Below are 25,778 nucleotides of genomic sequence, written 5' to 3' on the forward strand. Positions count from 1 at the left end.
GCGAACCCGTGCGCGTGCTGTTCGTGACGCTGGACGAGAAGTCCCACCTGTACTGCATGGTCCCGACGGCCTGGGCGCTCGTCGCGGCCGGGCACGAGGTGCGGGTCGCGGCGTCGCCGGGGTTCGCCGACGTCGTCACCGGCACCGGGCTGACCGCGGTGCCGGTCGGCGCGGACAACACGATGCACGAGGGCATGAAGCAGAACCGCGACGCGCAGGAAGCCGACATCGCGAACTGGAACGACACCGATCCGGCGTCACACACCTGGGAGGCGCTGCACCAGCGCTACACGTTCACCGTGTGGGCGGGGTTCGCGATCTACAACGACGAGATGGTCGCCGACCTGGTCGCCCACGCGCGGGACTGGCGGCCGGACCTGGTCGTCTGGGACGCGCTGACCTACGCCGGCGCGATCGCGGCGAAGGCCTGCGGTGCCGCGCACGTCCGGCAGCTGTGCTGGGCCGACGTGTGGTGCGCCATGCGCCGGACGTTCCTGCAGGTGATGGCCGAGCAGCCGCCTTCGGAGCGGGAGGACCCGTTGTACGACTGGCTGGAGCTGACCGCCCGGCCGTACGGTGTGGACTTCGACGAGGAGCTCGTCACCGGCCAGGCGACGATCGACCCGCTGCCGGAGTCGTTGGGCGCGCGTTCCGGCGTCCGGCGGCTGCCGGTGCGGCACGTGCCGTACAACGGCCGCGCGGTCGTCTGGGATTGGCTGCGCGAACGACCGACACGGCCGCGGGTGTGCTTGACACTGGGTTCGTCCAACACGGACGCCTTCGGCGGCGACTACGTGTCCATTCCGGACATGCTGACCGCTTTATCTACTTTGGACATCGAGGTGATCGCCGCGTTGGTGCCCGCGCAGCGGAAGTTGCTGGACGAGGTTCCGGCCAATGTGCGGGTCGTGGAGTCGGTCGCATTGCACACGGTGCTCCCGAGCTGCGCGGCGATCGTGCACCACGGGGGGTTCGGCAGCTACGGGGCGGCGCTGGTGGCGGGTGTGCCTCAGCTGACGGTGACCACGCCGATCGCCGACCACCTGCTGCGGGCTCAGCGGCTGGTCGACGAGGGGGCCGGGTTGTTGTTCACGCACAACGGTTTTACGGCCGATGACCTGCGGACTTCGGTGGCGAGACTGGTGGGGGAGCCGGGGTTTCGGGCTCACGCCCAGCGATTGCGCGACCTGGCTTTGGGGCAGCCGACCCCGCACGAACTCGTGGCTGATCTGGGAAAGCTGGTGGCCGAAATGAAGTGAATGACTCATTCATGTCGCCAGACGACATGAATGAGTCATTCACGTCGTTGGGGTCAGGCGCGGGCGGCGAGGCGACGGCGGATCTCCGGCGCGTGCTCGATCGCGAAGGCGATGAGCGCCGAGACTTCGCGGACCTGCGCACTGGTGACCGAGGGACCCGTCGGCAGCGTCAGCACCCGGCGCGAGAACGCGTCGGTGGCCGGCAGCGAGACCGGCCGCTCGGTCCGGTACGGCTCGCACTCGTGCACGCACGGCGAGAAGTACCGCTGCGCCAGCACGTTGTCCGCGCGCAGCAGCTCGAGGATCGTGTCGCGGGACAGGCCGCACTCCTGCTCGTCCACCTTGACGACGTTGTACTGGTAGCTGTTGCGGTTGTCCTCGTCGTAGCGGTGCATCTCCAGGCCGGGCAGGCCGTCCAGCTCGGCGGCGTACTCCTCGTAGTGCGCCTGGTTGGCGGCGATGGTCGCGGGCAGCGCGTCGAGGGAGGTCAGGCCCATCGCCGCCGACGCCTCGCTCATCTTGGCGTTGGTGCCGGCGAACTCGGTGACGTGCTCTTCGCCCCAGCCGAAGTTGTGGGTGTAGCGGGCGAGCTGGGCGAAGTCGTCGTCGTTGGTGACGATCGCGCCGCCTTCGAAGGTGGTGACGACCTTCGCCGCGTGGAAGCTGAACATCTCCGCCTTGCCGAAGCCGCCGAGCGGCTGGGAGCCGAAGGTGCAGCCGATGCCGTGCGCGGCGTCGAAGAACAGGGTCAGGTCGTGCGCTTCGGCGATCTTCTCGAGTTCCTGGATGGCCGCCGGCTGGCCCCACAGGTGCACCCCGACCAGGCCGGTCGTGCGGTCGGTGATCAGGCTCTCGACCTGCTCGGGGTCGATGCACCCGGTGGCCGGGTCGAGGTCGCAGAAGACCGGCGTCAAACCGAGGTAGCGCATCGCGTGCGCGGTCGCGACGTAGGTCATCGACGGCATGATGACCTCGCCGGTCAGCCCGGCCGCCCGCGCCATCACCTCGAGGGCGATCGTGCCGTTGCAGGTGGCGACGCAGTGCTTCGCGCCGGTGTGGTCGGCGATCCGCGCTTCGAACTCCTTGACCAGCGGGCCGCCGCTGGTCAAGCGGCCGCTGTCCAGCGCCACTTCGAGCCGCTCGTAGAACTTCGCCCGGTCTCCGGTGCTCGGCTTCCCCACCACCAAGGTCTTCTCGAAGGCCATCGGGCCGCCGAACAGGGCCAGGTCGTCAACGCTCGTCTTCATGAAGGTCCTTCCCCAGGGGTTCGCGGACTGCCCTTACCCGCGATGACGTGCAGTTCGTTGCTTTTGAACGGCTGTTGAGTTCCCCCTCGACGCATCGTTCGCAGGATAGGGACGGCCCGCGCCGGCAACGGATTTCGCCGCGGAAGTCTGTGGAAGCCCCTAGTCGTCCCGGCGCGGCACCGTACGAAGTGGACTCGGGGGAAACCGCCAGACCTCGCGTGGTAGCCGGTGCGACCCGCGGGCCGGATCCCCGACGATGCGGTGGTGAGCAGGCACATCGCTGTCTTCAGCTTCCCCGCGTACGCCCACGTCGCGCCGGTCCTCCCGGTCGTCGCCGAGCTGGTGCGCCGCGGCCACCGCGTCACCTTCGCCGTGGTCGGCGAGTTCGCCGCGAAGGTGGCGGCGACCGGGGCCGAAGTGCTGCCCTACACCTCGACGTTCCCGTGGGCGACCGGGCTGGGCGACACCGCGTCCGACGGCTACGCGCTGCGGGCCATGCTGGCGTTCATGGGCGAGGGCCTGGCGCCGCTTTCGGCCGCCATGGCACGGTTCGCCGACGACCCGCCGGACCTCGTCCTGCACGACCTGGCGGCGTCCGAGACGGCGCGGCTGGTCGCGCGGAAGTGGTCGGCGCCGACCGTGCAGTCGTGCCCGGAGTTCGCCTCCAACGCCCATTTCCGGCTGAACGAAGCACAAGCCGAGTCCGACGCCGCGCAGCCGCCCGACCTGGCCGATCCCGAACTCGCCGCGTTCGTCGAGCACGCCCAGCGGCTGCTGGCCGCGCACGGACTGTCCGATGTGGACGCGAGCGGCGGCGAGCCGCCCTACCACCTCGTCTACCTGCCCAAGGCGTTCCAGATCCACGGCGAGACCTTCGACGACCGCTTCGCGTTCGTCGGCCCGTGCTTCGACCGGACGGTCGCGCCGGGGGAGTGGACGCCGCCGGCGGACGGGCTGCCGGTCGTCCTGATCTCACTCGGTACCTCGCGCAGCCGCGAACAGGTCGGCTTCTTCCGCAAGTGCGTGCGCGCCTTCACCGGGCAGCCGTGGCACGTCGTGCTGACGCTCGGGCGGTGGGTCGACCCCGCCGAGCTCGGGCCGCTGCCGGAAAACATCGAGGCGCACCCGTTCGTCGCGCACGCGGCGCTGCTGCCGCACACCCGCGTCTTCGTCACCCACGGCGGGCTCGGCAGCACCATGGAGGCGCTGCACTACGGCGTGCCGATGGTGCTGACCCCGTCCCAGAGCGACCAGGTGGTGACCGCGGCCCGGGTCGCCGACCTCGGGCTGGGCCACGTGGTGTCGCGGACCGAAGTCACCGAAGCGGAACTGCTCGACGCCGTCACCAGGACCGCGTCCGATCCGGTGGTCGCCCAGCGGGTCCGGTGGATGAGTGAGCAGGTCGCGCTGGCCGGCGGGGAGATCCGCGCGGCCGACGCCGTCGAGTCGTGGCTGCGGGCGAAAGTGGAGGCGAAGTGAAGCTGGCGGACGTCTACCTCGCCGGGATCGGCACCTACGTGCCCGAGACCACCGGTGTCGGGCACGCGATCGAGCAGGGGTGGATCACCGCCGAAGACGCGGAGGCCTCCGGGCTGACCGGCGCGGCCTGCGCCGGCGAGACCCCGGCCCCGGACATGGCGCTCTGGGCCGGGCAGCAGGCCGTCGCCCGCGCGGACGTCGACCCGGAAGCGCTGGACGTGCTGCTCTACGCCGACAACTACCACTCGGGCCCGGACGGCTGGTTCCCGCAGTTCTGGCTGCAGCGGCACCTGGTGGGCGGCGACCTGCTCGCCGCCCAGCTGCGCCAGGGCTGCAACGGCATGTTCGGGGCGCTGGAGCTGGCGGCGACGTACCTGATCGCGCGCGGCGGCGGGACGGCGATGACGGTCGCGTCGGACAACTCGACGTCCCCGCTGGTCAACCGCTGGCGCTGCCTGCGCCCGGACTTCATCATCGGCGACGGCGCGACGGCGGTCGTGCTGAACACGACGTCCGGCTTCGCGCGGCTCAAGTCGGCCAGCTCGATCACGGTGCCGGAGCTGGAGGGCATGCACCGCGGCGACGAGCCGATGTTCCCGCCGGGCGCGACCATCGGCCGGTTCATGGACTTCGCCGAACGCATCGACTTCTTCGGCTTCGAACACCGCGACACGATGCTGCACAGTGGGCTCAACCTGCTGAAGACGCGGTCGGAGCTGATCGACCGCGTGCTGGCCGAGGCGGGCATCGGGCTCGACGCGGTCAGCCGCATCGCCTACAACCACGGCTCGCGCAAGTACGTCGAGGACGGCCTGCTGACGATGCTGGGGATCCCCCTCGAGAAGTCGAACTGGGACTTCGGCCGCGGTCTCGGCCACCTCGGGGCGAGCGACCAGGTGGCGTCGCTGGCGAACATGCTGGGGACCGGGCAGCTGGCGCCGGGCGACCACGTGCTGCTGGTCGGGATCGCGCCGGGGGTCAGCGTGGCCGGTGCGGTCGTGGAGATCCTGAACGTGCCGGAGTGGGCCGAGCCGGTGGTACCCCGGGCCCGCTGACGCAGGCTGCGGTCGTCACCGTCGGTGCGACCGCCGTTGCCATAGGGTAGCCGTCACGCAACGGTGGTGGAAACTGACCAACAGTCGGTGGGTCGGCCGTGCGATTCGGTCAAACACCCCGAAAAACGCGGATCGGGCGGGTCGAGGTCTCCCTCGGCCCGCCCGATCCGTTCGCCTCGTCAGTCCGCCGGCTCAGCCGCCGGAGCCGCCGCCGTACGCGCCGCCCAAAAGGCGGCTGCGGCGCTTGCGGTTCTTTTCGTCGTCAGCCTTGGCGTTGTCCGCCTTGGTGTCCGCCGGCTTCTTCTTGGAATCGTCTTCCTTTTTCCCGAAAATTCCCACCAGTTCATCCCTTTCCGGCAATTTGGAAATCGAACCGTGCCCTCGCAGGATAGCGCAGGGGATCTTCGCCCGCACACCGCTGAAAGCGGCTCAGCGGATGTACTGCGGGGTCACCTTCGGCGGCCACTGGCCGATGCAGAGGATGCCCTGCGAGTACGCCTTGGAGACCAGCGCCGAGCGGTTCGGCGACTTGAACTGCCGCAGCATCGCACCGACGTGGTACTCGATGCCCTGCCTGCTCAGGTAGAGCTTCGACGCCAGCTGGACGGTCGAGATCCCGGCGGCGACGCCTTCGAGGACCTTCGCGTCGAGCTCGCTGAGCAGCTTGGTCTTTTCGACGGCCGGCCTCGGGGTCTCCGCGGTGCGGTCCGGTTTGATCAGCACGACGATCGTGGTGACCTGGCCGGTGCGGCTGCGCACCGCGATGCCCGTCAGGCCGCCGGAGAGCACCGGCTGCGCGGGCCGCACGCCGACCAGGCGCGCGCTGAAGCGGTCCCGGCGGCCTTCGTTCAGCCGCGCCAGCTGCTGCAGCGTGAACTGCTTGGCGCTCGGGTGCACGAAGTCCACAAAGCTCTGTCCGAAAACGTCGGACGCGGTGCGCCCCAGCTGCCGGAGGAAATCGCCGTTGGCTTCGATGACCCGGAGATCGGGACCCAGATTCGCGATGCAGACGTCCGACATGTCGAAGGAGGGGACGTTCTGGTTCTGTCTTTCGGCGACGGCGGGGAGGCCGTGCGGTGCGCCGACCGGCCGGTCGACCACGGAATCGAGACGCGTGTTCATCGAGTTCGAACCCCCAGATTCGGTTCTACGTTCGAGGCAGTGCCCACGGACAAAAGACGTCGACGACCCTCGAGCTCCCCTCAAGAGGGTCCACGGCGGCGGTCCGGGCGGTTCTTCTCACCACCCCAGCGGAAACCTCGAGTTCCTTCCCCAGAACGATCCTCGAGCCCACCCGGACACCCAGCCGCTTCGGTCCGTTTCGTTGGAAACAAACCAAACGACGTCTCGTACGCTAGCCAACGGGGTATGGCCCGTCAATGCCGGCCCGGCGGTTCGGCGCTAACACTGTGGTCCGCCCGAGCGCAGGTACGGCACCCCCGGCCCGGCCTTCGGTCGGTGCGGTTCCGCAGGGTCAGCGACCGCTGCCGAAAGTGGTCGTGACCGGCAGTTGCTGCACACCGAAGACGCCTCCGGCGTGGAACGGGACCTCCGCACCCGGGGCCACCCGCAGGTGCTCGAACCGCTCGAACAGCAGCTCCAGCGCGACGCGCCCCTCCAGCCGCGCGAGCGGCGCGCCCAGGCAGAAGTGGATGCCGTGCCCGAACGCCGCGTGCGAGTTCGGCTTGCGGTGCAGGTCGAACCGCGCGGGGTCGGCGAACTCGCGCTCGTCGTAGTTGGCCGACACCACCCACGCCCAGACGATCGAGTCGGCGGGGATGACCGTGCCGGCCACCTCGACGTCGGCTGTGGTCACCCGGACCACCCGGGGGAACGGCGGCCGCAGCCGCAGCACCTCCTCCACCAGCGGCTCCACCAGCGCCGGGTCCGCCCGGACCCGCTCGTAAACACCGGGCGCGTCCTCCAGGCAGAGCAGGACGTTGCCGAGCAGCATGGTGGTGGTGACGTGGCCGGCGAGCAGCAGGAGCGCGGTGAAGTTGCCGACCTCCTCGTCGGTCAGCCGCTCGCCGTCGATCGAGGACTCCACCAGGCGGGTCAGCAGGTCGTCGCGGGGCCGCGCGCGCCGGTCGGCGATCTGGGCGCCCAGGTACGCCTCCATCTCCTCGATGGCGACCGCCAGCTTCTCGCCTGTGCTCGGGTCGTCGACCTGCAGGGCCATCAGCGCCTCGGCCCAGCCCCGGAACAGCGCGCGGTCGCCGGCGGGCACGCCGAGCAGCTCGGCGATGACGATCACCGGCAGCGGGTAGGCCAGCACGTTGACCAGGTCGAACGCCGTCGCGTCCGGCTCGACCGCGGCCAGGAGCTCCCGGGTGACCTCGGTGATCCGCGGTTCGAGGTCGGCGACGACCTTCGGGGTGAACGCCTGGCTGACCAGGCGGCGCAGCTTGCGGTGTTCGGGCGGGTCGATGACCAGCAGGGTGCCCGGCGGCGCCTGGTCACCGGGCGAGGTCAGACGGGTCGTGTCCGAAGAGAACAGCTGCGCGTCGGTGCTGACGCGGCGGACGTCGGCGGACCGGAACACGTGCCACGCCCCGGCATCGTCGCGCCAGACGGGGGTGTCCGCCCGCATCTTTTCGAGCCAGGTCAGCAGGGCGGCCCCGCCGTCCGGGGCGATCTCCGGGGCGGCGGTCGGCTCGGTGGTGTCCACTTCGGATTCACTCCTGGGGTCGGGCGGTCAGTCGGGCCTCGACGCGGTCCGCGGCCGTCGCGGCGCCCCCGGCGTCGGTGATGTGCTCGCGCATCCGGGCCACGCGCTCGTGCGCGGCGGCGTCCTCGGCGAGGCCGGTGACGGCCGCCCGCAGCGTCTCCGCGTCGACGCCGGCCGGGTCGACCCGGACCCCGAGGCCGAGCTCGGCGATCCGGTCGGCGACGATCTCCTGCTCCAGCGTGCGCGGCACGACAACCGGCGGGACGCCCAGCGCGAGGGATTCCATGGTGCTGCCCATCCCGGCGTGCGAGACGAAGCCGCTCGCCCGGCTCAGGACGGCCGGCTGCGGCACCCACGGGTGCAGCTCGAAGTTCGGCGGCACCGGGCCCAGGTCGGCCGGCGAGACCAGGCGGCCGATCGTCAGCACGACGTGCCACGGCGTCCCGGCGAACGCTTCCAGGCACGAGGCGAAGAACTCGCGCTGGCGGTGGTAGCCGAAGCTGCCCATGGCGATCAGCAGCACCGGCCGGTGGTCCGGCGGGGTCCAGCCGCCCGCGCGGTCGCCGAGGCACGGCCCGACGAAGGCGAACCCGTCGTCGAAGGTGTCGCCGCCGGGCTGGAACTCCCGCGGCAGGAACACGAGCTTGGTGTCTTCGCCGCCTTGGGCGAACTCGGCCGCGGACGTGCCCGGCAGGTGCTCGGCGAGCGCGTCCTCGACCACGGCCGCGGCTTTGGCGAGCGCGGGGTGCGCCGGATCGGGTGCGGGGACGTTGCCCGCCATCGACGCGTACGGCGAGAACCGTTCGTTCGCGACGAACGTCGAGCACAGCAGGACGGCCGGGATCGTCCACTTGCGAGCCAGCAGCCGCCCGGTGGGGTAGCCGAAGGCGTCGTACAGGAAGACGTCCGGCCGGTCGCGTTCGAAGGCGCCGAGCGCGGTCCGCAGCGGCGCGAAGCCTTCCAGCGCCTGGGCGAGCCCGGCTTCCGCCACGACGTCGCCGGTGATCTCCTCCGGGATCGCCACGGTGTCCCAGGACTTCGGCACGTGCGACTCGTACGGCAGCACGGTGGCCCCGGTGGCGCGCACGGCGTCGGCGTACTGCCCGGCGACGACGTAGCTCACCCGGTGGCCGCGCCGGACGAGCTCGGCCGCCACGGGCAGCGTCGGGTTGACGTGCCCGTGGGCGGGATAGCTGAGGAAGGCGACGTGGCTTCCCGGCGGGGGAGTCATGGTTCGAGGTTCGGCCCCGCCCGGGACCGGCGTCAACCATGTCTAGGCGAACCCCTCGGGTCGCGCTTCCGTGCGGGGAAAGGGGTTTCCCGGTGTGCTAACTGTAGCGGTGTCCGATCCGGCGCAGCGGAAGGAAACGGCCGTGACCCTGTTCGTCGAGGCCGAGGGGATCACCAAGACCTTCGGCAAGGTCCGCGCGCTGGACGACGTCAGCCTGCAGGTGCCGCGCGGCACGGTCTGCGGCCTGCTGGGCCACAACGGCGCCGGCAAGACCACCTTGGTCAACGTGCTCACCACGCTGGTGACGCCGACGTCCGGCCGGGCCAGCGTCGCGGGGCTGGACGTCCAGCGCGACGCCGTCGCCCTGCGCAGCCGCATCGGGCTCACCGGCCAGTTCGCGTCGGTGGACGAGCAGCTGTCCGGCTTCCGCAACCTGATCCTCATCGCCCGCCTGCTCGGCGCCTCCACCAAGGCGGCCAAGGAACGGGCCGACGAGCTGCTGACCGCGTTCGGCCTGCGCGATGCGGCCGGCCGCCCGGCCAAGACGTACTCCGGCGGCATGCGGCGGCGGCTCGACCTCGCCGCCAGCCTGGTCGGCCACCCCGACGTGATCTTCCTCGACGAGCCGACGACCGGCCTCGACCCGGCGGCCCGGATCGCCATGTGGGAGATCGTGGAGCAGCTCGTGCGCGACGGCTCGACCGTGCTGCTGACGACCCAGATGCTCGACGAGGCCGACCGGCTCGCCGACAAGATCGTCGTGCTGGCGCAGGGAAAGGTGATCGCCGCGGGCACCGCGGCGTCGCTCAAGGCGCAGGTCGGCAAGCGCACGGTGACCCTGACCCTGGCCGACCTCCCCGACGCCGAACGCGCCGCGGACGCCGTGCGGACCGCCGGGCTGGACCCGCGGGTGTCCGGAGTGGACGAACTGGCCGGGCTCGCGCTGACCGTACCGGTGGAGAAGTCCACCGACCTCGTGCGCGTGGTCCGCGCGCTCGACGACGTCGCGGTCGAGCCGGTCGAGCTGGCCCTGGTCGACCCGCGGCTCGACGACGTGTACCTCGCCCTGTCCGGCGGGCCGCGGGATCCCCGCACCGAAACCGAGAGGCTCTGACCCGATGAGCGCACCGACACTGTCCACTTCGGACTCGGAGCCCACGGTGGCCGGACCGGCGCCGTGGCGCGGTACCTCCGTGCCGATGCAGATCGCCATCCTGACCGGCCGCTCGCTGCGCGCGGTCGTGGCGTCGCGGGCGCTCGTGCTGCTGGGCCTGCTGCAGCCGCTCATCGTGCTGATCCTGTTCAGCCAGGTGTTCGCGAGCCTGGCCGGCACCAGCTCGTTCCCGGCCGGGGTGTCCTACATCGACTACCTGATGCCCGCGGTGCTGGTGATGGGCTCGCTGTCGGTGGCGCTGCAGTCGGGCGTCGGCCTGCTCGACGACATGCGCAACGGCGTCGTGGCCCGCTTCCGCACGCTGCCGATCGCGTCGGCGTCGGTGCTGGTGGCCCGCAGCCTCGCCGACGTCGTGCGGCACGCGCTGCAGCTGGCGATCATGCTGGTGCTGGCGGCGACGCTGTTCGGGTTCTCGCCCGGCGGCGGCTTCACCGGCGTGCTGCTGGCGTGGCTGATGTGCATCGCGGTGGGCTGGTCGCTGTCCTGGATGTTCATGGCGATCGGCGTGTGGATCACCAATGTCGAGGTGATGCAGGGCGTGACGTCGATGGTGATGTTCCCGCTGATGTTCGCGTCGTCGGCGTACGTGCCGCTTTCGTCGTTGCCGGCGTGGCTGCGCGCGGTGGCGACGGTGAACCCGCTGACTTACTCGGTGGACGCGTCCCGCAACCTGGCGCTGGGCAACCCGGTCGGCGTGGGCGGCCTGGCGGCCCTCGGCGCGGCCGGTTTGATCGGCTTGACGGGCGCGATCGTCGCGACGCGGGGCTTCCGCCGCTCCGCCTGACCCCCCCGGCCCCGGACGTAGTGAATGACTCATTCATGTCGCCAGGCGACATGAATGAGTCATTCACGTCTTTTAGGCGGCGGACTGCTTACTTGAGCAGGGCTTCGAGGGCATCGGCGGCCGCGGCGGCGCCGCCGGCCTGCTCGATCTCCTTGGCCATCAGCGCGAGCCGGGCGGACAGCGACTCATCGGCCGCCAGTGCCTCGACCGCCGCGTGGATCGCCGCGCCCGTCGCGGACGTGACCGGGATGTGCGTACCCAAGCCCAGTTCCGCGACGCGGTGGGCGTTGGCCAGCGTCTCGCCGCTGTGGGAGACCGCCACGACCGGGACCTCGTAGCGCAGTGCCTCCAGGACGCTGCCCATCCCGGCCTGGCAGACCAGCGTGGACGCGTACCGCAGCACCGACGGGTGCGGCATCCACTCGTGCGCCTCGACGTTCGGCGGCAGCTCGCCGAGCGCGGCCAGGTCGGCGCCGCGGCCCAGCGTCAGCACCACGTGCCACGGCCGGCCGCGGAACGCCTCGATGCAGCCGGTGAAGAAGCCGAGGTCCTTGCTCATCGACGTGCCCAGCGAGATCAGCACCACCGGCCGGCCGTCGCCCGGCGGGGTCCAGTGGCCCTCCAGCGCGCGGCAGTCCGCGGTCGGGCCGACGAAGCGGTACCGCGGGCCGTACGTCCCGCTCCCGTAGTGGAACGCCTGGGGGATGTAGACCAGGCGGAGTTCGTCGCCGGCGGCGGAGAGGCTGTCCGTCGCCAGCCGCGGGTGCAGGCCGTACCGCGTCAGCAGCGCCGAGACGCCCGCGCCGAACTCCTCGCCGAACCGCGCCAGCCGCGGGTCCCGGTGGTCGAAGTCGGTGGCGGCGGGGTGGTCCTCGGGTGGCTGGGGCGCGCCGGGGATCTCGTCGGCGTCGTTTTCGATGAAGACAGGGCAGCTTTCGGCCAGCGGGACGTCCCACGCCCGGGCCAGCACCCGGGCGGCGTTCCCGCTGATGGTGTCGTGGACGATCAGGTCGGGCCGGTCACCGGCGAACCGCTCCAGCGCGGCCTCGAGCGGCGCGAAGCCTTCGCGCATGAGGTCGATGATCATCGTGACCGCGTCTTCGGCGCTGTCCACTTTGGTCACCGCCGCGGGGAATTCCGAGCGGTAGGGCAGGACCTCGGCGGAGCTGTCGCGCAGCAGGTGCGCGAACGGCTCGGCGACGGCGAACGTGACCCGGTGGCCCCGCTCGGCGAGCGCTTCGACCGGGCCCAGCACCGGGTTGATGTGCCCGACGCCGGGAAAGCTGAAGAAGGCGATGTGCCGACCCTGGGTCATGGTCGCAGTATCACGGGAAAGCCCTGATCAGCGCCGGTTCGCTGGCGAAGTCTAGGGAAATCGCTACCCTCGCTTTCCGTGCTCAAACCTCACTTCCGAGTGACTACGAAGGTTGCGGATGCGCGCGGCGTGATCGACTTTCGTTGTGCGGAATGAGCACTCTCGGCCGCAGAGATCGCCAGGTCGGGGCGGGTCTACTCGATGTATGACCCTTACCGGAGAGACCACCGACACCCGCACGGCGTTCGCGCGGACCCCGGTTCTCCTGATCGCGGGAGTCGCCGGCGCCCTGCTCCTCGTCGCCAGCCGCAACTACGGGTTCTCGTTCGACGAGGCCTACTTCGTGGTGGCCGGCCGCGACCACCCCGCGTGGGGCTACTTCGACCAGCCGCCGCTGCTGCCGTTCCTCGCCGCCGGGCTGGACCACCTGTTCCCCGGTTCGCTGCTCGCCCTGCGGCTGCCCGCGACGCTGGCCGCGGTGGGCGGGATCGTGCTGAGCGCGCTGACCGCCCGCGAGCTGGGCGGCCGCCGGGTCGCGCAGACCGTCGCCGCCGCGGCGTACGCGATGTCCGGCGCGACGCTCATCTGCCACTACCTCGCGACCTACTCGATCGACCCGTTCTTCTGGTCGCTCATCCTGTTCCTGGTCGTGCGCTGGACCCGGGTGCGCGACGACCGGCTGCTGTTCGCCGCCGGGCTCGTGACGGCCGTTTCGCTGCAGACGAAGTTCCTGGTCCCGGCGCTGTGGGTGGCGCTCGCCGCCGCGTCGCTGGTCTTCGGGCCGCGCGACCTCGTCCGCCGGCCGCCGCTGTGGGCGGGCGCGCTGGTCGCGACGCTGACCACCGTGCCGACGCTGCTCTGGCAGGCCGCGAACGGCTGGCCCTACACCCGGATGTCCGAGGTCGTGTCGGCCGAGTTCCCCGGCACCGGCGCGTTCCTGCTCGAACTGCTGTCCGGGCCGGGCCTGGTGATCGGCGTGCCGCTCGCGCTGTTCGGCTTCGCGCGGCTGCTCATCGGACGGGAGCACCGGTTCCTCGGCGTCGCGTTCCTGCTGCTCGTCGTGGCCTACCTGCTGACGTCCGGCCGGTCCTACTACGTCTACAGCCTGTACGCGCCGCTGTTCGCCGCCGGTGCCGTCGGCCTGCAGGACGTCAAGTGGCCCACGGCGGCGAAGGCCGCCGGCTGGCTGCTCGCCGCGGCGTCGGTCGTCCAGGCGCTCGTCGCGCTGCCGATCTACCCGAAGTCGTGGGCCGAGCGCATCCCCGACGTGCCGCTGGTGCCGTTGACCGCCAAGGTGTTCGTGCAGTCCGACGGCCAGCTCGGTCAGCTGTCCGATGCGGTCGTCCAGGTGTACCGGTCGCTGCCGCCCGCGCAGCGCGCCCGGACGGCGATCATGACCGACAGCTACGCGTTCGCCGCCGACCTCGAGCTCTTCGGCGCCGAGCGCGGTCTGCCGTCCGTCTACAGTGCACACCGCGGGTACTACTACTTCGGTCACCCGGACGAGAACGTCGACAGCGTCCTGTTCGTCGGCGACGCGGGCCCGGCGGCGGCCGGGGCGTTCGCTCACCGCCAGGACGTCGTGCCGCAGCTGATGACCGTCCTCAGTGGACGGAACATCGCGTGGGACGTCCTCTGGCCGCGGCTGCGCACGCAGTGACTCAGCCCTTGAGCGGTTCCCACCAGCCGCGGTTGTTCTTGTACCAGTCGACGGTGTCGCGCAGGCCGGTATCGATGCCGACCAGCGGGGTGTAGCCGAGTTCGGTGGAGATCTTGGTGATGTCCACCGAGTAGCGGCGGTCGTGGCCCTTGCGGTCCTCGACGGGCCGGATCGCGGTGTGGTCCCGGCCGGTGATCGCGAGGAGCCGTTCGGTGAGCTCCCGGTTGGTCAGCTCGGTGCCGCCACCGATGTTGTAGACCTCGCCCGCGCGGCCCTTTTCCGCGACCAGCTGGATGCCGCGGCAGTGGTCGTCGACGTGCAGCCAGTCGCGGACGTTGAGACCGTCGCCGTACAGGGGAACCTGGAGGCCGTCGACGAGGTTGGTGACGAACAGCGGGATGACCTTCTCGGGGTACTGGTACGGCCCGTAGTTGTTGGAGCAGCGCGTGATCGAGGCGTCGAGCCCGTGGGTCGTGTGGAAGGCGCGGACCAGGAGATCGGAGGACGCCTTCGACGCCGAGTACGGCGAGTTGGGGGCGATCGGGTGTGTCTCGGGCCAGGAGCCTTCGTCGATGGAGCCGTAGACCTCGTCGGTGGAGACGTGCACGAACTTGCCGACCTCGCGCTCGAGCGCGGCCTGCAGCAGCGTCTGCGTGCCGAGGACGTTGGTGCGCACGAACTCCGCCGACCCGGCGATCGAGCGGTCCACATGGGACTCGGCGGCGAAGTGCACCACGAGGTCGGTGCCGGTCAGTTCCCGCTCGACCACTTCGGCGTCGCAGATGTCGCCGACGACGATCTTGAGGCGCTCGTCGCCGGCGACCGGCGCGAGGTTCGCGCGGTTGCCCGCGTAGGTGAACTTGTCGAGCACGACCAGCTCGTCGGGCTCGAAGCCGGCGTACTGTCCGGAAAGGACGTTGCGGACGTAGGCCGAGCCGATGAACCCGGCACCGCCGGTGACCACCATGCGCATGGGAAGGATCCTCCGGGGTTCAGACCGCGGTGAGCGGCCGCGCGCGGCGCGCGAAGTCCATGACGTACTCGCCGTAGCCCGAGCTGCCGATCCGCTCGCCCAGCGCGTAGCACTGGTCGGCGTCGATGAAGCCCATGCGCAGCGCGATCTCTTCGAGGCAGGCGATCTGCACGCCCTGGCGGGCTTCCATCGTCTGCACGTACTGCCCGGCGTCCAGCAGCGACTTGTGCGTGCCGGTGTCGAGCCAGGCGAAGCCGCGGCCGAGGTCGACGCAGGCGGCGCGGCCCCGGTCGAGGTAGACGTTGTTGACGTCGGTGATCTCCAGCTCGCCGCGCGCGGACGGCGTGAGGTTCTTGGCGATCTCGACGACGTCGTTGTCGTAGAAGTACAGGCCGGTGAGCGCCCGGTTCGACTTGGGGTGGGCGGGTTTTTCCTCGATGGAGACGAGGTTCCCGTCGGCGTCGCACTCGCCGATGCCGTGCCGGTGCGGGTCGGAGACCTCGTAGCCGAAGAGGACGCAGCCCTTGAGGTCCTGGGTGGCGGCACGCAGGACGTCGGAGAAACCCTGGCCGTGGAAGATGTTGTCGCCGAGGATGAGGGCGGAGGTGTCGTCGCCGACGTGCTCCTCGCCGATGATGAAGGCCTCGGCGAGCCCGTTCGGGTGGGGTTGTTCGGCGTAGCCGAGCTGGAGCCCGAGCTCCGCGCCGTCGCCGAGCAGGCGCTTGAACGCGGGCAGGTCGTGCGGGGTCGAGATGAGCAGGATCTCGGTGATGCCGGCGAGCATCAGGACCGAGAGCGGGTAGTAGATCATCGGCTTGTTGTAGACCGGGACGAGCTGCTTCGAGACGCCCAGCGTGACCGGGTGCAGCCGGGAGCCGCTGCCGCCGGCCAGGATGATGCCTTTCATGGGGGCTCCACGTTCTGGGTCGGGAGGTTCGCGTCCGGCCCCGACCCTAAGCGGGGGAGGAGTAGGAGAACGCCCAGTCCTGACGCGGGGTTTCCCGGGGCGCGGGCGGTCGGCGGACGTAGTGAATGACTCATTCATGTCACTGGGCGACATGAATGAGTCATTCACTACGTCGCCGCGGGGTGGGAGCGGCGGCGTGCGGCGGGGTGGGTCAGCGGCGCGGGGTCAGCGGTGCGCGGACTTCTGCCGCGTCTCCGTCGTGGGTACGTACGCCGGCAGGTCCGCCGCGATCCGGAACCCGCCGTCCGGCGTGGACCCGGCCTGCAGGGTCCCGCCCACCAGTTCTACCCGGTGGCGCAAGCTCGACAACCCCAACCCGGACCCACTACCCGCCAATACCTCATCCGGCCGGCGCCGCGGCCGGGTGTTGATCACCCGGATCCCGACCCCGTCCGGCCGGTACCGCAGCTTCACCCGGATCTCCGCGCCTGCCGCGTGCTTGCGGGCGTTCGTCAGTGCCTCCTGGACTATCCGGTGGACCGTGCGCGCGATCGTCGGGGACATCTGTGAACGCTCGCCCTCGATGTCCAGCTCCACCGGGATCCCCGCCGACACGGACTCCGCCACGAGCGTCGCGGGATCCGGGGTCGGCTGCGAGGGAACGCCGGGGCTCGGGCTCGCCATCCGCTCGGACAGGTCGGCCGATGTCGTGTTCAGCACCCCGACCAGGTCGCGCAGCTCGTCCAGCGCCATCGCGCCGCGGGCGCGGATCTCCTCCGCCGCCTTGCGGACCTCGGGTTCCTTCGAACTGATCCCGAGCGCTCCCGCGTGCAGGACCATCAAGCTGAGGCCGTGGGTCAGCACGTCGTGCATCTCCGCCGCCAGCCGGCGGCGCTCCTCGAACCGGGCCTTTTCGGCCAGCAGGTGCGTCTCGCGCTCGGCCCGCTCGGCGCGGTCGCGCAGTTCCTGCAGCAGCTGCCGGCGCGCGTCCAGGTAGAGCATCACCGCCGCGGGGCCGATCGTGCTGAGCAGGCCGACCGGGGTGAGCGTCCAGCTGGGTGCCCACGGCTCGCTGCCGATCACGGCCAGCGCGCCGACGAAGCCGAACGCCACCCGCGGGGGTGTCCGCCGGACCAGGAAGATCACGATCACCGGTGTGATGCGGGGCAGGATCAGCGGGCTGGCCGGGTCCTCCGGGGAGAGCAGGCCGGGGGCGAGCGAGTCGGCCAGCACCGTCGCGAACGTCACGGCCAGCGCGATGCTCGCGACCGTCTTGGGGAACCGCCGCAGCCCGAGCACCGACACGTCGACCAGCAGCTGCAGGACGAGGTCCGCGCGGGGGCCGGCCCGGCCGGTGGTGGGGTGGCTGTTGAGGCAGATCGCCACGTCGAGCGCGCCGAAGATCACCGCCAGGCTGAGCAGGGTCGCCAGTTCGCGCTTGGGACCCACCCGCGTGCCGAAGTGCTCACGCAGCGTGGTTGAACCGGGAGTGGTGACGTCCGACACGGGCTCCACGGTAGCTTCCGGACCCCTGTTCCGACGGTCGACCGCCGGACTAGCGACGAAAGTTGCCCGCAGGACGGGGAGGTGACAACTTTCGTTGGTAGCCCGTCACCCCGTCGGCCCACGGACGCCCGAAGGGCACCTCAAGTCTTGGTTAAATGTCCAGTTTCGGGGTCTGACTAATGCTACAAGTATGTCACCCGTACGGGTGGTGGCCTTCGCTGACAGCAACGGTCACTCCTGGTACGGTCACTCCACAGTGGAGGAAGTGGCGCGCATCGGGCACCGACGGTGGTTTCTCTCCGGCGGCGGTGTCGATAAGTGTTCGGACGGTCAGATCCTTCGGCGGCTCTGGGGGCTGCGGGAAAAGGCTCGGTTTTGCCGAGCTTGCAGGAAAGGTCGATGGCGGCATGTCGGATCCCACTCCGAATCCGGTCTTCGCCCGGGATCCGGGCGCGCTGTCCCGGTGTGCGGTACTGGCGTGGACGGAGTCCGCGCAGGCCGTGCTGGTGGACGGGGTGCCCGGCGGGGGCGTCCGGGCTCTGCTCGCGGGCCTGGAATCGGAAAAACCGGGCCAGTCTGCGAATATTTTTCGCTTTTGCGCCGAATCGGCGGGTGAACCGGCCGAGTTCCACGCGCTCACCGAACTGTTCACGAAGAACCACGATCCCGGCGGCGCCATTCGGCGGACCCTGGAACTGCCCGCGGAAGACGGTTCCGGATTGCACCGGAAATTCCGTACTCTGCGGTCGCTGCTCTTGGCCGGGCCATTGCGGAAAAAGAATCCGGCCATCGTCGTCGAAGAAGCGCAGTGGTGCGACGAATCGTCGCTGCGATTCCTCGACTTCCTGCTGCGGTGCGGCCGCGGAGAGCGGTTTCTCATCGTCCTCTGCCGCCGTCCCGACGAGCCCGGCCCCGGGGTGTGGGCCCTCGGGCAGCTCGGGGCGCAGGACCGGTGCCACCGCTGGGAAGTCGCCGCGCCGAGTCCGGTCGACGCGCTCGCCGGCCTGCCCGCGCAGGCCCGGACCGTGGCCACCGCCCTCGCGGTGCTCGACGAACAGAACGTGACGAGGGTGGCCGCTTTGTGCGGGCTGCCCGCGCGCTCGGTGCGGATCGCGATCGACGCAATTCGACACGCGAATCTCTTCACCGGTTGCGTGCTCGACCGCTCGGTCCGATCCCGCCTGCTCGCCGAAACGCCCGCCGGCGAACTCGCCCGTATGCATTTGCATGCGGCCCGGATGCTCAACGACGACGCGCGCCCCGCCGCCGAAGTCGCCCCGCACCTCGGAGCGCTGCCGCGGCTCGACGAGCGCTGGATGGTCGACCTGGCGCTGGAAGCCGCGGCCGTCGCGAAGGACCCGGCGACCGCCGTCGCCCACCTGTCCCGCGCGGCCGCCGCCGAACCGGCGCGGCTCGACGTCCGGCTGGCGCTCGCCGCCGCCCGGCTCGGCCTCGACCCGGACGCGGCGATGACGGAGCTGCGCACGGCCGCCGGCCACGCCCGCGACCCGCGTGACCACTGCGCCATCGCCGTGCTCTACGCGCTCGCGGCGACCGCACCGGACGCCACCGGCCACCGGGCCCCCGTCGGCGGCCTCGTCGACCGGCTGGCCCAGCGGTTCGCCGTGGCGTCGCCCGCGGTGCCCGTGGCGGCCCTCGCCGCCGCGGCCACGACCCGGGAGGCCGCCCGCGGCCTGCTGCGGGACCGGGCCGCGACCGCCCCCCGCGCGGCCGCGGCCCGCCACCCCGGCGCCCGGGACCTCGCCGACCGGGCCGCCGCGCTCGCGCTGACCGGCCGCGGCACCGAGGTCGCCGCGGCCTGCGCGCGCGCCGTCGTCCGGATGCCCGCGGCGGCCGCCTCGAGCGACGACCTGCTCGCCGCCGCCCGGACCCTGCGGCTGGTCGACGACGCGCCGAACACCGTGCGGGCGCTCGACCGCGCGGTGGCCGAGGCCGCGGTGCGCGGCGACGGGCCGGCGCTCGGCCGGGCACTCGCCGCCCGGTCCCGGATACTGCGCGAAAGCGGCGACCGCGACGGCGCGCTCGCCGACGTCCGCGTCGCCGTGCTGGCGAGCGCCGGGCAACGCCCGGGCCTGCTGGTCCGGACGACGCTGGCGACCGCCCTGCGCGACGACGGCGAACTGGCCGCCGCCGAACGGCTGCTGCACGCCGTGCGCCCGCAGGAACTGGAGGCCGCACCGGCGGACCGCCACCTCTGGCTGCTCGGCCGGGCGCGGGGCCGCGCGCTGTGCGCCGACGTCGACGGCGCACTGGACCTGCTGCTCGAGTCCGGCCGGGGACAGGCCGAAGCCGGCATCGGCAACCCGGTGTTCGCGCCCTGGTGGTTCACCGCCACCCTGCTGCTCGCCGGCGCGGGCCGGCACCGCGAAGCGGCCGGCTACGCCGAACGCGGGCAGGAGCTCGCCGCGAGCTGGCCGACCGCGACGGCCCGGGGCCTGGTGCTGCTCGGCCAAGGCGCCGGGGCGTCGGGGACGCGGGCGGTGGAACTGCTGGCCGAGGCGAGCCGGGTGCTGGCGACCTCGCCCTGCCGCGTCGAGTACGCGCGGTCGGAATACCTGCTGGGTAAGGCGTTGACGCTCGTCGGCGACCGCAAGACCGCGCGCCAGCACCTGCGCCAGGCCGCGCTGCTGGCCGCCGGCTCGGGGTGGCGTTCGATCGGCGTGCTGGCCAGGGAGCTGCTCGAGGAGTCCGGCGGCCGGCTGCGGAAGCCGCGCGCCGACGTGCTGACGCTGCGCGAACGCGAGGTGGCCGACCTGGTCGCGGGCGGCGCGAGCAACCGCGACGTCGCGAGCGCCCTGTTCGTCTCGCCGCGGACCGTCGAGCTGCACTTGACCAACGTCTACCGGAAGCTGGCCGTGGACAGCCGCGCCGAACTGGCCGCGGCGCTGCGGGCGAGCGCGGGACCGGCCGTCCCGGAAGCCGCGAAGAGGACGCATGGGCTCGCCGGGTGAGGACGAGGAGGCCGTGGTCTCCGGGGTGCCGTACCAGCGCGGCGTCTGGGGGACGCGGCTGGCCGAGCGCGACGAGGAAGCCGCGCTGCTGACCGGGCTGGTCGGCGACCTGCGCGAGGGACGGTCGGCGGTCGTGACGGTCACCGGCGCGCCGGGTTCCGGCCGCAGCGCGCTGCTGGCGTCCCTGGTGGCGACGGCCCGGGACGCCGGGCTGCCGGTGGCCCACGTGCCGTGCTGCCCGTCGGACCGGACCGAGCCGTTCACCGTGCTGCACGAGGTGTTCGCCGGGCTCGGCGTCGCCCTCCCGGCGCTCGCGGACCCGCCGGACGAGCGCGAGCTGTGCCGGGTCCTCTACGCCGGGCTCGGCGGGCGGCCGCTCGTGCTCGTCGTCGACGACCTGCACTGGGCCGACGACCCCACCCGCGCGTGGCTGCGCGTGCTCTCCGGCCACCGCGCGGACGTTCCGGTGCTGCTGGTGGTCAGCGAGACCAGCGGGCTGGACACCTGGGAGCCCGCGACGGACGCCCACGGCCTGCGGCTGCGGCCGCTCGGCGACGCCTCCGTGGCCGCGCTGGTCCGCGTGCGGCTCGACGGCGCCGACGAGCGGGTCGTCGAGCACGCCGTGCGCGGCAGCGGCGGGAACCCGGCGGTGCTGAGCGAGGCGCTCGCCCGGCTGGACATGGATCCCGCCGGCACGCCGGAACCGGCCGGGCTGTTCACGCGCGTCGCCGCCGAACGGCTGCTGCGCCTGGTCGACGGCCTGCCCGCCGGGCTCCTCGCCGTGTTGCGCGCGGTCGCGGTGTGCCCGGAAGGATTCGGGCCCGCGCTGCTGGCCGAGCTCGCCGGCTGCGCGCCGGAGGAGTTCGCCGCGGACCTCGCCCGGCTGCGGGCGCTCGGCCTGCTCACCGCGGACGGCAAGCTCGCCGGACCGGACGTCGGCCAGCGCGCGCTCGGCGGGATGACCGAAGACGACCGCGACGCGTTCTTCGCCCGCGCGGCGAAGCTGGGGCACGAACACGGCGTTGCGAACGCGGCCATCGCGGCGATTCTGCGCCGGACCCGCGTGCTCGGCGAGCCGTGGGTGGTGGACGTCCTGCGCGCGGCCGCCCGGCTGGGTCCGGGCGGCGGCCGGGACGGGCAAGCGACGGCGTCGCTTCGCCGGGCGTTGCGGGAACCGCTCGAACCGGCGCAGCGCGCGGCCGTGCTGATCGACCTCGGCGCCGGGCAACTGCTGCTGGACCAGGAGGCGGGCGACCGCCACCTCGCCCAGGTCCTGTCCGAAGTGGACGGTCCGGGGCTCGGCCGGTACCGGCTGCTGGCGGCGGACCTGCTCAACGCGCGCGGCGGCCTGAGCGCGCGCACGCTCATCGCCGCGTTCCGCCGCCCCGACGTCTCGGCGGCCGAGCGCGACGCCCTGGCCGCCCTGTACTGGCTGGCCGACGGCGAACCGCAGGACCGGTCCGCGGTCGGCGGCTACGGCATGCCGCCGCTGCCCGAACGGCCGGCCGACCCGGCGCGGGCCGCCGTGGCCGCGCTGCTGCGCGCCCGGCGCGGCGTGCGCCCGGCGCGGGTGCGCGGGCTCGCGCGGGCCGCGCTGGCGCAGCCGATCGCGGACGCCTGCTCGCTGACCGTGCGCGCCGCGGCGGTCCGCGCGCTGAGCCTCACCGGGGACTTCGGCGAAGCCGACGGCCACGGCCGAGAACTGCTCGCGGCGGTGCGCCGCCAAGGCGCCCGCACGCTGATCGCCCGCGCCCTCGTCGACCGGGCCGAACGGCACCTCGCGGCGGGACTCCTCGACGACGCGGAGGCCGATCTGGCCGAGGCGCACGAGCTGGTGCCGCCCCGGCACTGGCACTCGGTGCTGCGCGCCCGGGTCGTCGCGGTCGAGGCGCGGGTGCACCTCGAAGCCGGCCGCCCCGACCTCGCCCGGCGGACGCTCGAGCGCGACCACGTCGAGCCGGGACCCGGGCTCGGCAGCGCGTTCCTGTTGTACGCCAAGGGAACGACGCTGCTCGCCGAGGAACGGCCCGACCAGGCGCTCGCCCCGCTGCGCGAGTGCGGCCGCCGGCTTTCCGCGCGTGGCTGGGAAAACCCGGAGCTGCTGCCCTGGCGCTCCGCCGTGGCGCGCTGCCTGGTGGCGGGCGGCGAGCGGGCGGCCGCCCGGCTGCTGCTCGGCGAGGAGCTCGCCGCCGCGAACGCGTGGGGCACCCGGGCCGCCGTCGGCGGGGCGCACCTGGCCGCCGCGCTCACCCTCGGCCCCGAAGACCCGGGCAGCGCCGGGCACCTGGCCCGGGCGGCCGGGCTGCTGGCCGGCACCGGCAGCCACCTACGCCACGCGACGGCGCTGGTGGAGCTGGCCGCGGTGGCCGATGGCCAGGTTGAGGATGTGGCCGGGCCGGTGGTCGGTGGCGGTCGTCTGTGGCAGGCGGCGGGAGTGGCCGCGGTGGCCGATGGCCAGGTTGAGGACGTGGCCGCGCCGGTCGTGGAGCCCGCCGAGGACCTCCTCGCGCGGGCGGGCGCGCTGGCGGCGCGGTACCGCTGGCCGGCCGTTCTCGCCCGGCTGCGGGAACTGACCGGGGCCGACCGGCTGCCCGTGCTTTCCGAAGCCCAGCGCCGGGTCGCGGAGCTGGCCGCCGCGGGCACCTCCAACGCCGAGATCGCCGACCGGCTCGACGTGACCCGGCGGACGGTCGAGCTGCACCTGACCAACGTCTACCGCAAGCTGGGGATCGGGGGCCGGCGCCAGCTCGCCGAAGCGCTGACCGCCGCGGGGCGGCCGGGCGGTGGGGAGGGGTAGGGGTGACGCTGCCGGAACGCGAGACCGAGCTGCGCCTGCTGTGCGGCGCGATCACCGCGGCCGGGGCGGGGGAGGGCTCGGTCACGGTGCTCACCGGGCCGCTCGGCGTGGGCAAAACCGCGCTGCTCAAGGAAGTCCTGCGGATCGCGGAGGCGCGCCCCGGCGCGCTGCGGGTGCTCACCGCGTCGGCGAGCCGGACCGAACAGGACTTCGACTTCGGAGTGGCCTGCCAGGTGCTCGAGCCGGTGGTCGCCGGGGCCGCCGAGCGCGACGCGGAACGCTGGTTCGCCGGTACCGCTTCGGCGGCGCGGTGGCTGTTCCCCGGCGCCCCGGGCTGGCCGGGGTGGGAACCGGACGGCCACAACGACGTGCTGACCACGCACGGCCTGGTCGCCCTGCTCGCCGCGGTCGCCGCCGACCGGCCGCTCGCCGTGCTGGTCGACGACCTGCACCTCGGCGACCGGCAGTCGCTGACCTGGCTGCGGCAGTGCGCACGGCGGATCCGCGACCTGCCGTGCGCGATCGTCGTCGCGGTCCGCGAAGGCGACCCGGGAGCCGACCGGCCGGCGCTGCGCGAGCTGTGGGAGCTGGCGAAGACGCGGATCCGGCCGCCGAACCTGTCGGAGGCCGGCGTCGCGGCGGCGTTGCGCGCGATGTCCGACGACCGGGCCGGCGACGCGCGGTTCGTCGCCGCCTGCCACGCGGCGAGCGCCGGAAACCCGTTGTACCTCACCGAAGCCGTGCGCGGGGACCACCGCACCGGACCGTCGCTGCTGAAAGAACGGCTCGCCGCCCAGCTCGCCGTGCTGCCGCCGGCCGTCGGCGAGTGCGCCAAGGCGATCGCGGTGCTCGGCGGCCACGCCGAGCCGTGGCTGGTCGAGCGCCTCACCGGCGGTGACTCGGTGGCCGTCGCGGAGGCCGTGCGGGTACTGGGCCGGCTGGGCGTCCTCGGCTCGGCGTCCCCACCGCGGTTCGCCGCGCCCGTCGTGCGGGCCGCGGTCGAAGCGTCGACGACGGCGCCGGAGGACCTGCGGCTGCGGGTGCGCGCGGCGACGGTCTTCCACGAGGCCGGGTTCGCCGCGGAGACGGTCGCGGCCCAGCTGCTCGAAGTGCCCGCGCCCTCACCGGCGCCCTGGATGCCGGAGGAGCTGCGCACGGCGGCCGACGCGGCGACCCGGCGCGGGCAGCATGAGACGGCGGCGCGCTACCTGCGCCGCGCGCTGCTCGACCTGCCGCCCGACGGCCCGGAGCGCGGCTGGCGGCTGGTGGACCTCGCGCTCACCGAAGCCGCGTTCGACGTCCCCGCCGCGATCCGGCACCTCACGCAGGCGGTCGGGCTGCTGCCCACCCCGCGCGAACGGGCCGAGGCGGTCACCCTGCTGCCGCTGTCGGCGTTCCTGCGGCCGGAAGCCGCCGTCCTCGTCGGGCGCGTCCGGCCGGAGGACGCGGGCGCGCAGGCCGGGCTCCGGCTGGAGGCGCGGACCCGGCTCACCCGCTGCGAAGACCCGGTGCTGCTGGCCGGCGCCGTCGACCGCCTGCGCGAGCTGGGCCCGGAGCCGCCGGTCGGCACGCTCGCCGAGCGCGAGCTGCTGGCGGTGCTGCTGCACGCGGCCGCGCTGAGCGCCGGGATGCCCGCGCGGACCGTGGCCGAGCTGACCGAACGGTTGCTGCGCTGCGCCCCCGCGTCGTCCACGGAGTTCGCGGGCACCGCGCCGCTGCTGATCATCTGCGCGTTCGCCGCGGGGTCGACCGGGCAGCCGTCGTCCTGGCTGGAGAGCGCGGTCGGGGAGCCGGCCGAGGGGCGGTCGGCGTCGCTGGTCGCGGCGCGCGCGGCCGAGCTGGCCCAGAGCGGGCAGCTGACCCGGGCCCGGTCCACGGCCTGGGAGGCGTACGAGCTGATCGGCGGCGACCTGGCCGAAGCGGCCGAATCACTGGTGATGGCACTCGTTTCGGTCGCGATCATCGCCCGGGACGAGCGGCTCGCGGCCACGCTCGTCGAGCACTTCGACGAGCCCACGTCGACGCGGGCCGGCCTGCACGTCCGGGCCGCGCTGCTGATGCTGCGCGGGGCGGTGGCGGCGGTCGAGGACCCCCGCGGCGCGCTGGCACGGTTCCTCGACTGCGGCGCGGCCCTGCACCGCGCGGGCTGGCGCAACCCGGCGTTGTTCCCGTGGCGGACGTGGAGCGCCTGGCTCCAGCGCCGGCTCGGCGACCGCGTCTCGGCCGGCGAGCTGATCGAGGACGAAGTCCGCTGGGCCCGCCGCTGGGGCGCGCCGGTGGCGCTCGGCCGCGCGTTGCGGATCAAGGCGTCGCTGACCTCGGGTGCCGAAGCCGACGACGTGCTCGCGGAGTCGATCGAGATCTCCCGGGCGTCGGGGGACCGGCTGGAGCTGGCGCGTGCCTTGCTGGCGGAGGGCGCGTCGCTGCCCGACGGCGCCGCGGCGGGCGACCGGTTCCGCGAGGCGTACCGGCTCGCCGAAGGCTGTGGCGCGCCGTGGCTCACCGGCCGGTCGGCCGAGGAGAAGACCGCGGCGGGCCTGTCGGTCGCGCTCAGCGAGGCGGAGGGCCGGGTGGTCGCGTTCGCCTTGGACGGGCTGACGAACGGCGAGATCGCGGCCGAGATCAACGTGAGCCGGCGGGCCGTCGAGAAGCATTTGACGAACTGCTACCGGAAACTGGGGATCTCGGGCCGCACGGAACTCGCCGAAGTGTTCGGCGCGTGGGGTTTCGGGGCCCGCAGCAGCGCGTGAC

Annotated in this window: 18 protein-coding genes; 9 read left to right on the forward strand and 9 right to left on the reverse strand. The window is 72.8% G+C overall.

Going from position 1 to position 25,778, the window contains the following annotated elements:
- Nucleotides 1-8: 8 nt before the first annotated feature.
- A complete protein-coding gene (locus ACERZO_RS23135; RefSeq protein WP_372666812.1) occupies nucleotides 9-1,259 on the forward strand; it encodes an activator-dependent family glycosyltransferase in 1,251 nt (416 codons plus the stop codon).
- Between the two features lie 53 nt (nucleotides 1,260-1,312).
- On the opposite strand, the gene ACERZO_RS23140 is transcribed toward ACERZO_RS23135, so the two are convergent.
- Nucleotides 1,313-2,506, reverse strand: coding sequence for an aminotransferase class I/II-fold pyridoxal phosphate-dependent enzyme (locus ACERZO_RS23140; RefSeq protein WP_372666813.1), 1,194 nt, complete (start codon nucleotides 2,504-2,506; stop codon nucleotides 1,313-1,315).
- Nucleotides 2,507-2,770: 264 nt separating this feature from the next.
- Between ACERZO_RS23140 and ACERZO_RS23145 the strand changes: the two genes are divergently transcribed.
- Together ACERZO_RS23145 and ACERZO_RS23150 are read left to right on the forward strand one after the other, a co-directional pair.
- Nucleotides 2,771-3,985 (forward strand): macrolide family glycosyltransferase, encoded by a 1,215-nt coding sequence (locus ACERZO_RS23145; protein ID WP_372666814.1) that lies wholly within the window; start codon nucleotides 2,771-2,773, stop codon nucleotides 3,983-3,985.
- Complete coding sequence (locus tag ACERZO_RS23150; RefSeq protein WP_372666815.1) at nucleotides 3,982-5,040, forward strand: ketoacyl-ACP synthase III family protein; 1,059 nt, start codon at nucleotides 3,982-3,984, stop codon at nucleotides 5,038-5,040. Before ACERZO_RS23145 ends, ACERZO_RS23150 begins: the two co-directional genes overlap by 4 nt.
- Nucleotides 5,041-5,232: 192 nt before the next feature.
- On the opposite strand, the gene ACERZO_RS23155 is transcribed toward ACERZO_RS23150, so the two are convergent.
- The 4 genes from ACERZO_RS23155 to ACERZO_RS23170 form a co-directional block, all read right to left on the reverse strand.
- On the reverse strand, nucleotides 5,233-5,454 hold the full coding sequence (locus ACERZO_RS23155) for a hypothetical protein (RefSeq protein ID WP_372666816.1): 222 nt from the start codon (nucleotides 5,452-5,454) through the stop codon (nucleotides 5,233-5,235).
- Nucleotides 5,455-5,469: 15 nt separating this feature from the next.
- Nucleotides 5,470-6,162 carry a helix-turn-helix transcriptional regulator gene (locus tag ACERZO_RS23160; protein ID WP_372666817.1) on the reverse strand — a complete coding sequence of 231 codons (693 nt, stop codon included), beginning with the start codon at nucleotides 6,160-6,162 and terminating at the stop codon, nucleotides 5,470-5,472.
- Between the two features lie 352 nt (nucleotides 6,163-6,514).
- Entirely contained in the window at nucleotides 6,515-7,630 is a 1,116-nt protein-coding gene (locus ACERZO_RS23165; protein ID WP_372667213.1) for a cytochrome P450, read from the reverse strand.
- Between the two features lie 85 nt (nucleotides 7,631-7,715).
- Complete coding sequence (locus tag ACERZO_RS23170; RefSeq protein WP_372666818.1) at nucleotides 7,716-8,939, reverse strand: macrolide family glycosyltransferase; 1,224 nt, start codon at nucleotides 8,937-8,939, stop codon at nucleotides 7,716-7,718.
- A 142-nt stretch (nucleotides 8,940-9,081) separates the two neighbouring features.
- On the opposite strand from ACERZO_RS23170, the gene ACERZO_RS23175 reads away from it, so the two are divergent.
- On the forward strand, nucleotides 9,082-10,053 hold the full coding sequence (locus tag ACERZO_RS23175) for an ATP-binding cassette domain-containing protein (protein ID WP_372666819.1): 972 nt from the start codon (nucleotides 9,082-9,084) through the stop codon (nucleotides 10,051-10,053).
- A gap of 4 nt (nucleotides 10,054-10,057) precedes the next feature.
- Entirely contained in the window at nucleotides 10,058-10,897 is an 840-nt protein-coding gene (locus ACERZO_RS23180; protein ID WP_372666820.1) for an ABC transporter permease, read from the forward strand.
- 88 nt (nucleotides 10,898-10,985) lie between these two features.
- Here the strand turns inward: ACERZO_RS23180 and ACERZO_RS23185 are convergent, their stop codons facing one another.
- Nucleotides 10,986-12,212 (reverse strand): macrolide family glycosyltransferase, encoded by a 1,227-nt coding sequence (locus ACERZO_RS23185; protein WP_372666821.1) that lies wholly within the window; start codon nucleotides 12,210-12,212, stop codon nucleotides 10,986-10,988.
- A 205-nt stretch (nucleotides 12,213-12,417) separates the two neighbouring features.
- Between ACERZO_RS23185 and ACERZO_RS23190 the strand changes: the two genes are divergently transcribed.
- On the forward strand, nucleotides 12,418-13,872 hold the full coding sequence (locus ACERZO_RS23190) for an ArnT family glycosyltransferase (protein WP_372666822.1): 1,455 nt from the start codon (nucleotides 12,418-12,420) through the stop codon (nucleotides 13,870-13,872).
- 1 nt (nucleotide 13,873) lies between these two features.
- On the opposite strand, the gene rfbB is transcribed toward ACERZO_RS23190, so the two are convergent.
- From rfbB to ACERZO_RS23205, 3 genes are all read right to left on the reverse strand, one after another.
- A complete protein-coding gene (rfbB, locus tag ACERZO_RS23195; RefSeq protein ID WP_372666823.1) occupies nucleotides 13,874-14,845 on the reverse strand; it encodes a dTDP-glucose 4,6-dehydratase in 972 nt (323 codons plus the stop codon).
- A 19-nt stretch (nucleotides 14,846-14,864) separates the two neighbouring features.
- Nucleotides 14,865-15,752, reverse strand: coding sequence for a glucose-1-phosphate thymidylyltransferase RfbA (gene rfbA, locus ACERZO_RS23200; protein ID WP_372666824.1), 888 nt, complete (start codon nucleotides 15,750-15,752; stop codon nucleotides 14,865-14,867).
- A gap of 225 nt (nucleotides 15,753-15,977) precedes the next feature.
- Nucleotides 15,978-17,258, reverse strand: coding sequence for a sensor histidine kinase (locus ACERZO_RS23205; protein ID WP_372666825.1), 1,281 nt, complete (start codon nucleotides 17,256-17,258; stop codon nucleotides 15,978-15,980).
- A 407-nt stretch (nucleotides 17,259-17,665) separates the two neighbouring features.
- Here ACERZO_RS23205 and ACERZO_RS23210 point away from each other — a divergent pair, with 407 nt between their 5' ends.
- From ACERZO_RS23210 to ACERZO_RS23220, 3 genes are read left to right on the forward strand one after another with little or no spacing between them, the layout of a single operon-like run.
- Nucleotides 17,666-20,230 carry a LuxR C-terminal-related transcriptional regulator gene (locus tag ACERZO_RS23210; RefSeq protein WP_372666826.1) on the forward strand — a complete coding sequence of 855 codons (2,565 nt, stop codon included), beginning with the start codon at nucleotides 17,666-17,668 and terminating at the stop codon, nucleotides 20,228-20,230.
- Nucleotides 20,214-23,027, forward strand: a complete 2,814-nt coding sequence (locus ACERZO_RS23215; protein WP_372666827.1) for an AAA family ATPase — start codon at nucleotides 20,214-20,216, stop codon at nucleotides 23,025-23,027. Before ACERZO_RS23210 ends, ACERZO_RS23215 begins: the two co-directional genes overlap by 17 nt.
- Nucleotides 23,028-23,029: 2 nt before the next feature.
- Entirely contained in the window at nucleotides 23,030-25,777 is a 2,748-nt protein-coding gene (locus tag ACERZO_RS23220; protein ID WP_372666828.1) for an ATP-binding protein, read from the forward strand.
- Nucleotide 25,778 lies beyond the last annotated feature (1 nt).

Source organism: Amycolatopsis kentuckyensis, from assembly GCF_041679295.1.
Taxonomy (GTDB): domain Bacteria; phylum Actinomycetota; class Actinomycetes; order Mycobacteriales; family Pseudonocardiaceae; genus Amycolatopsis; species Amycolatopsis kentuckyensis_A.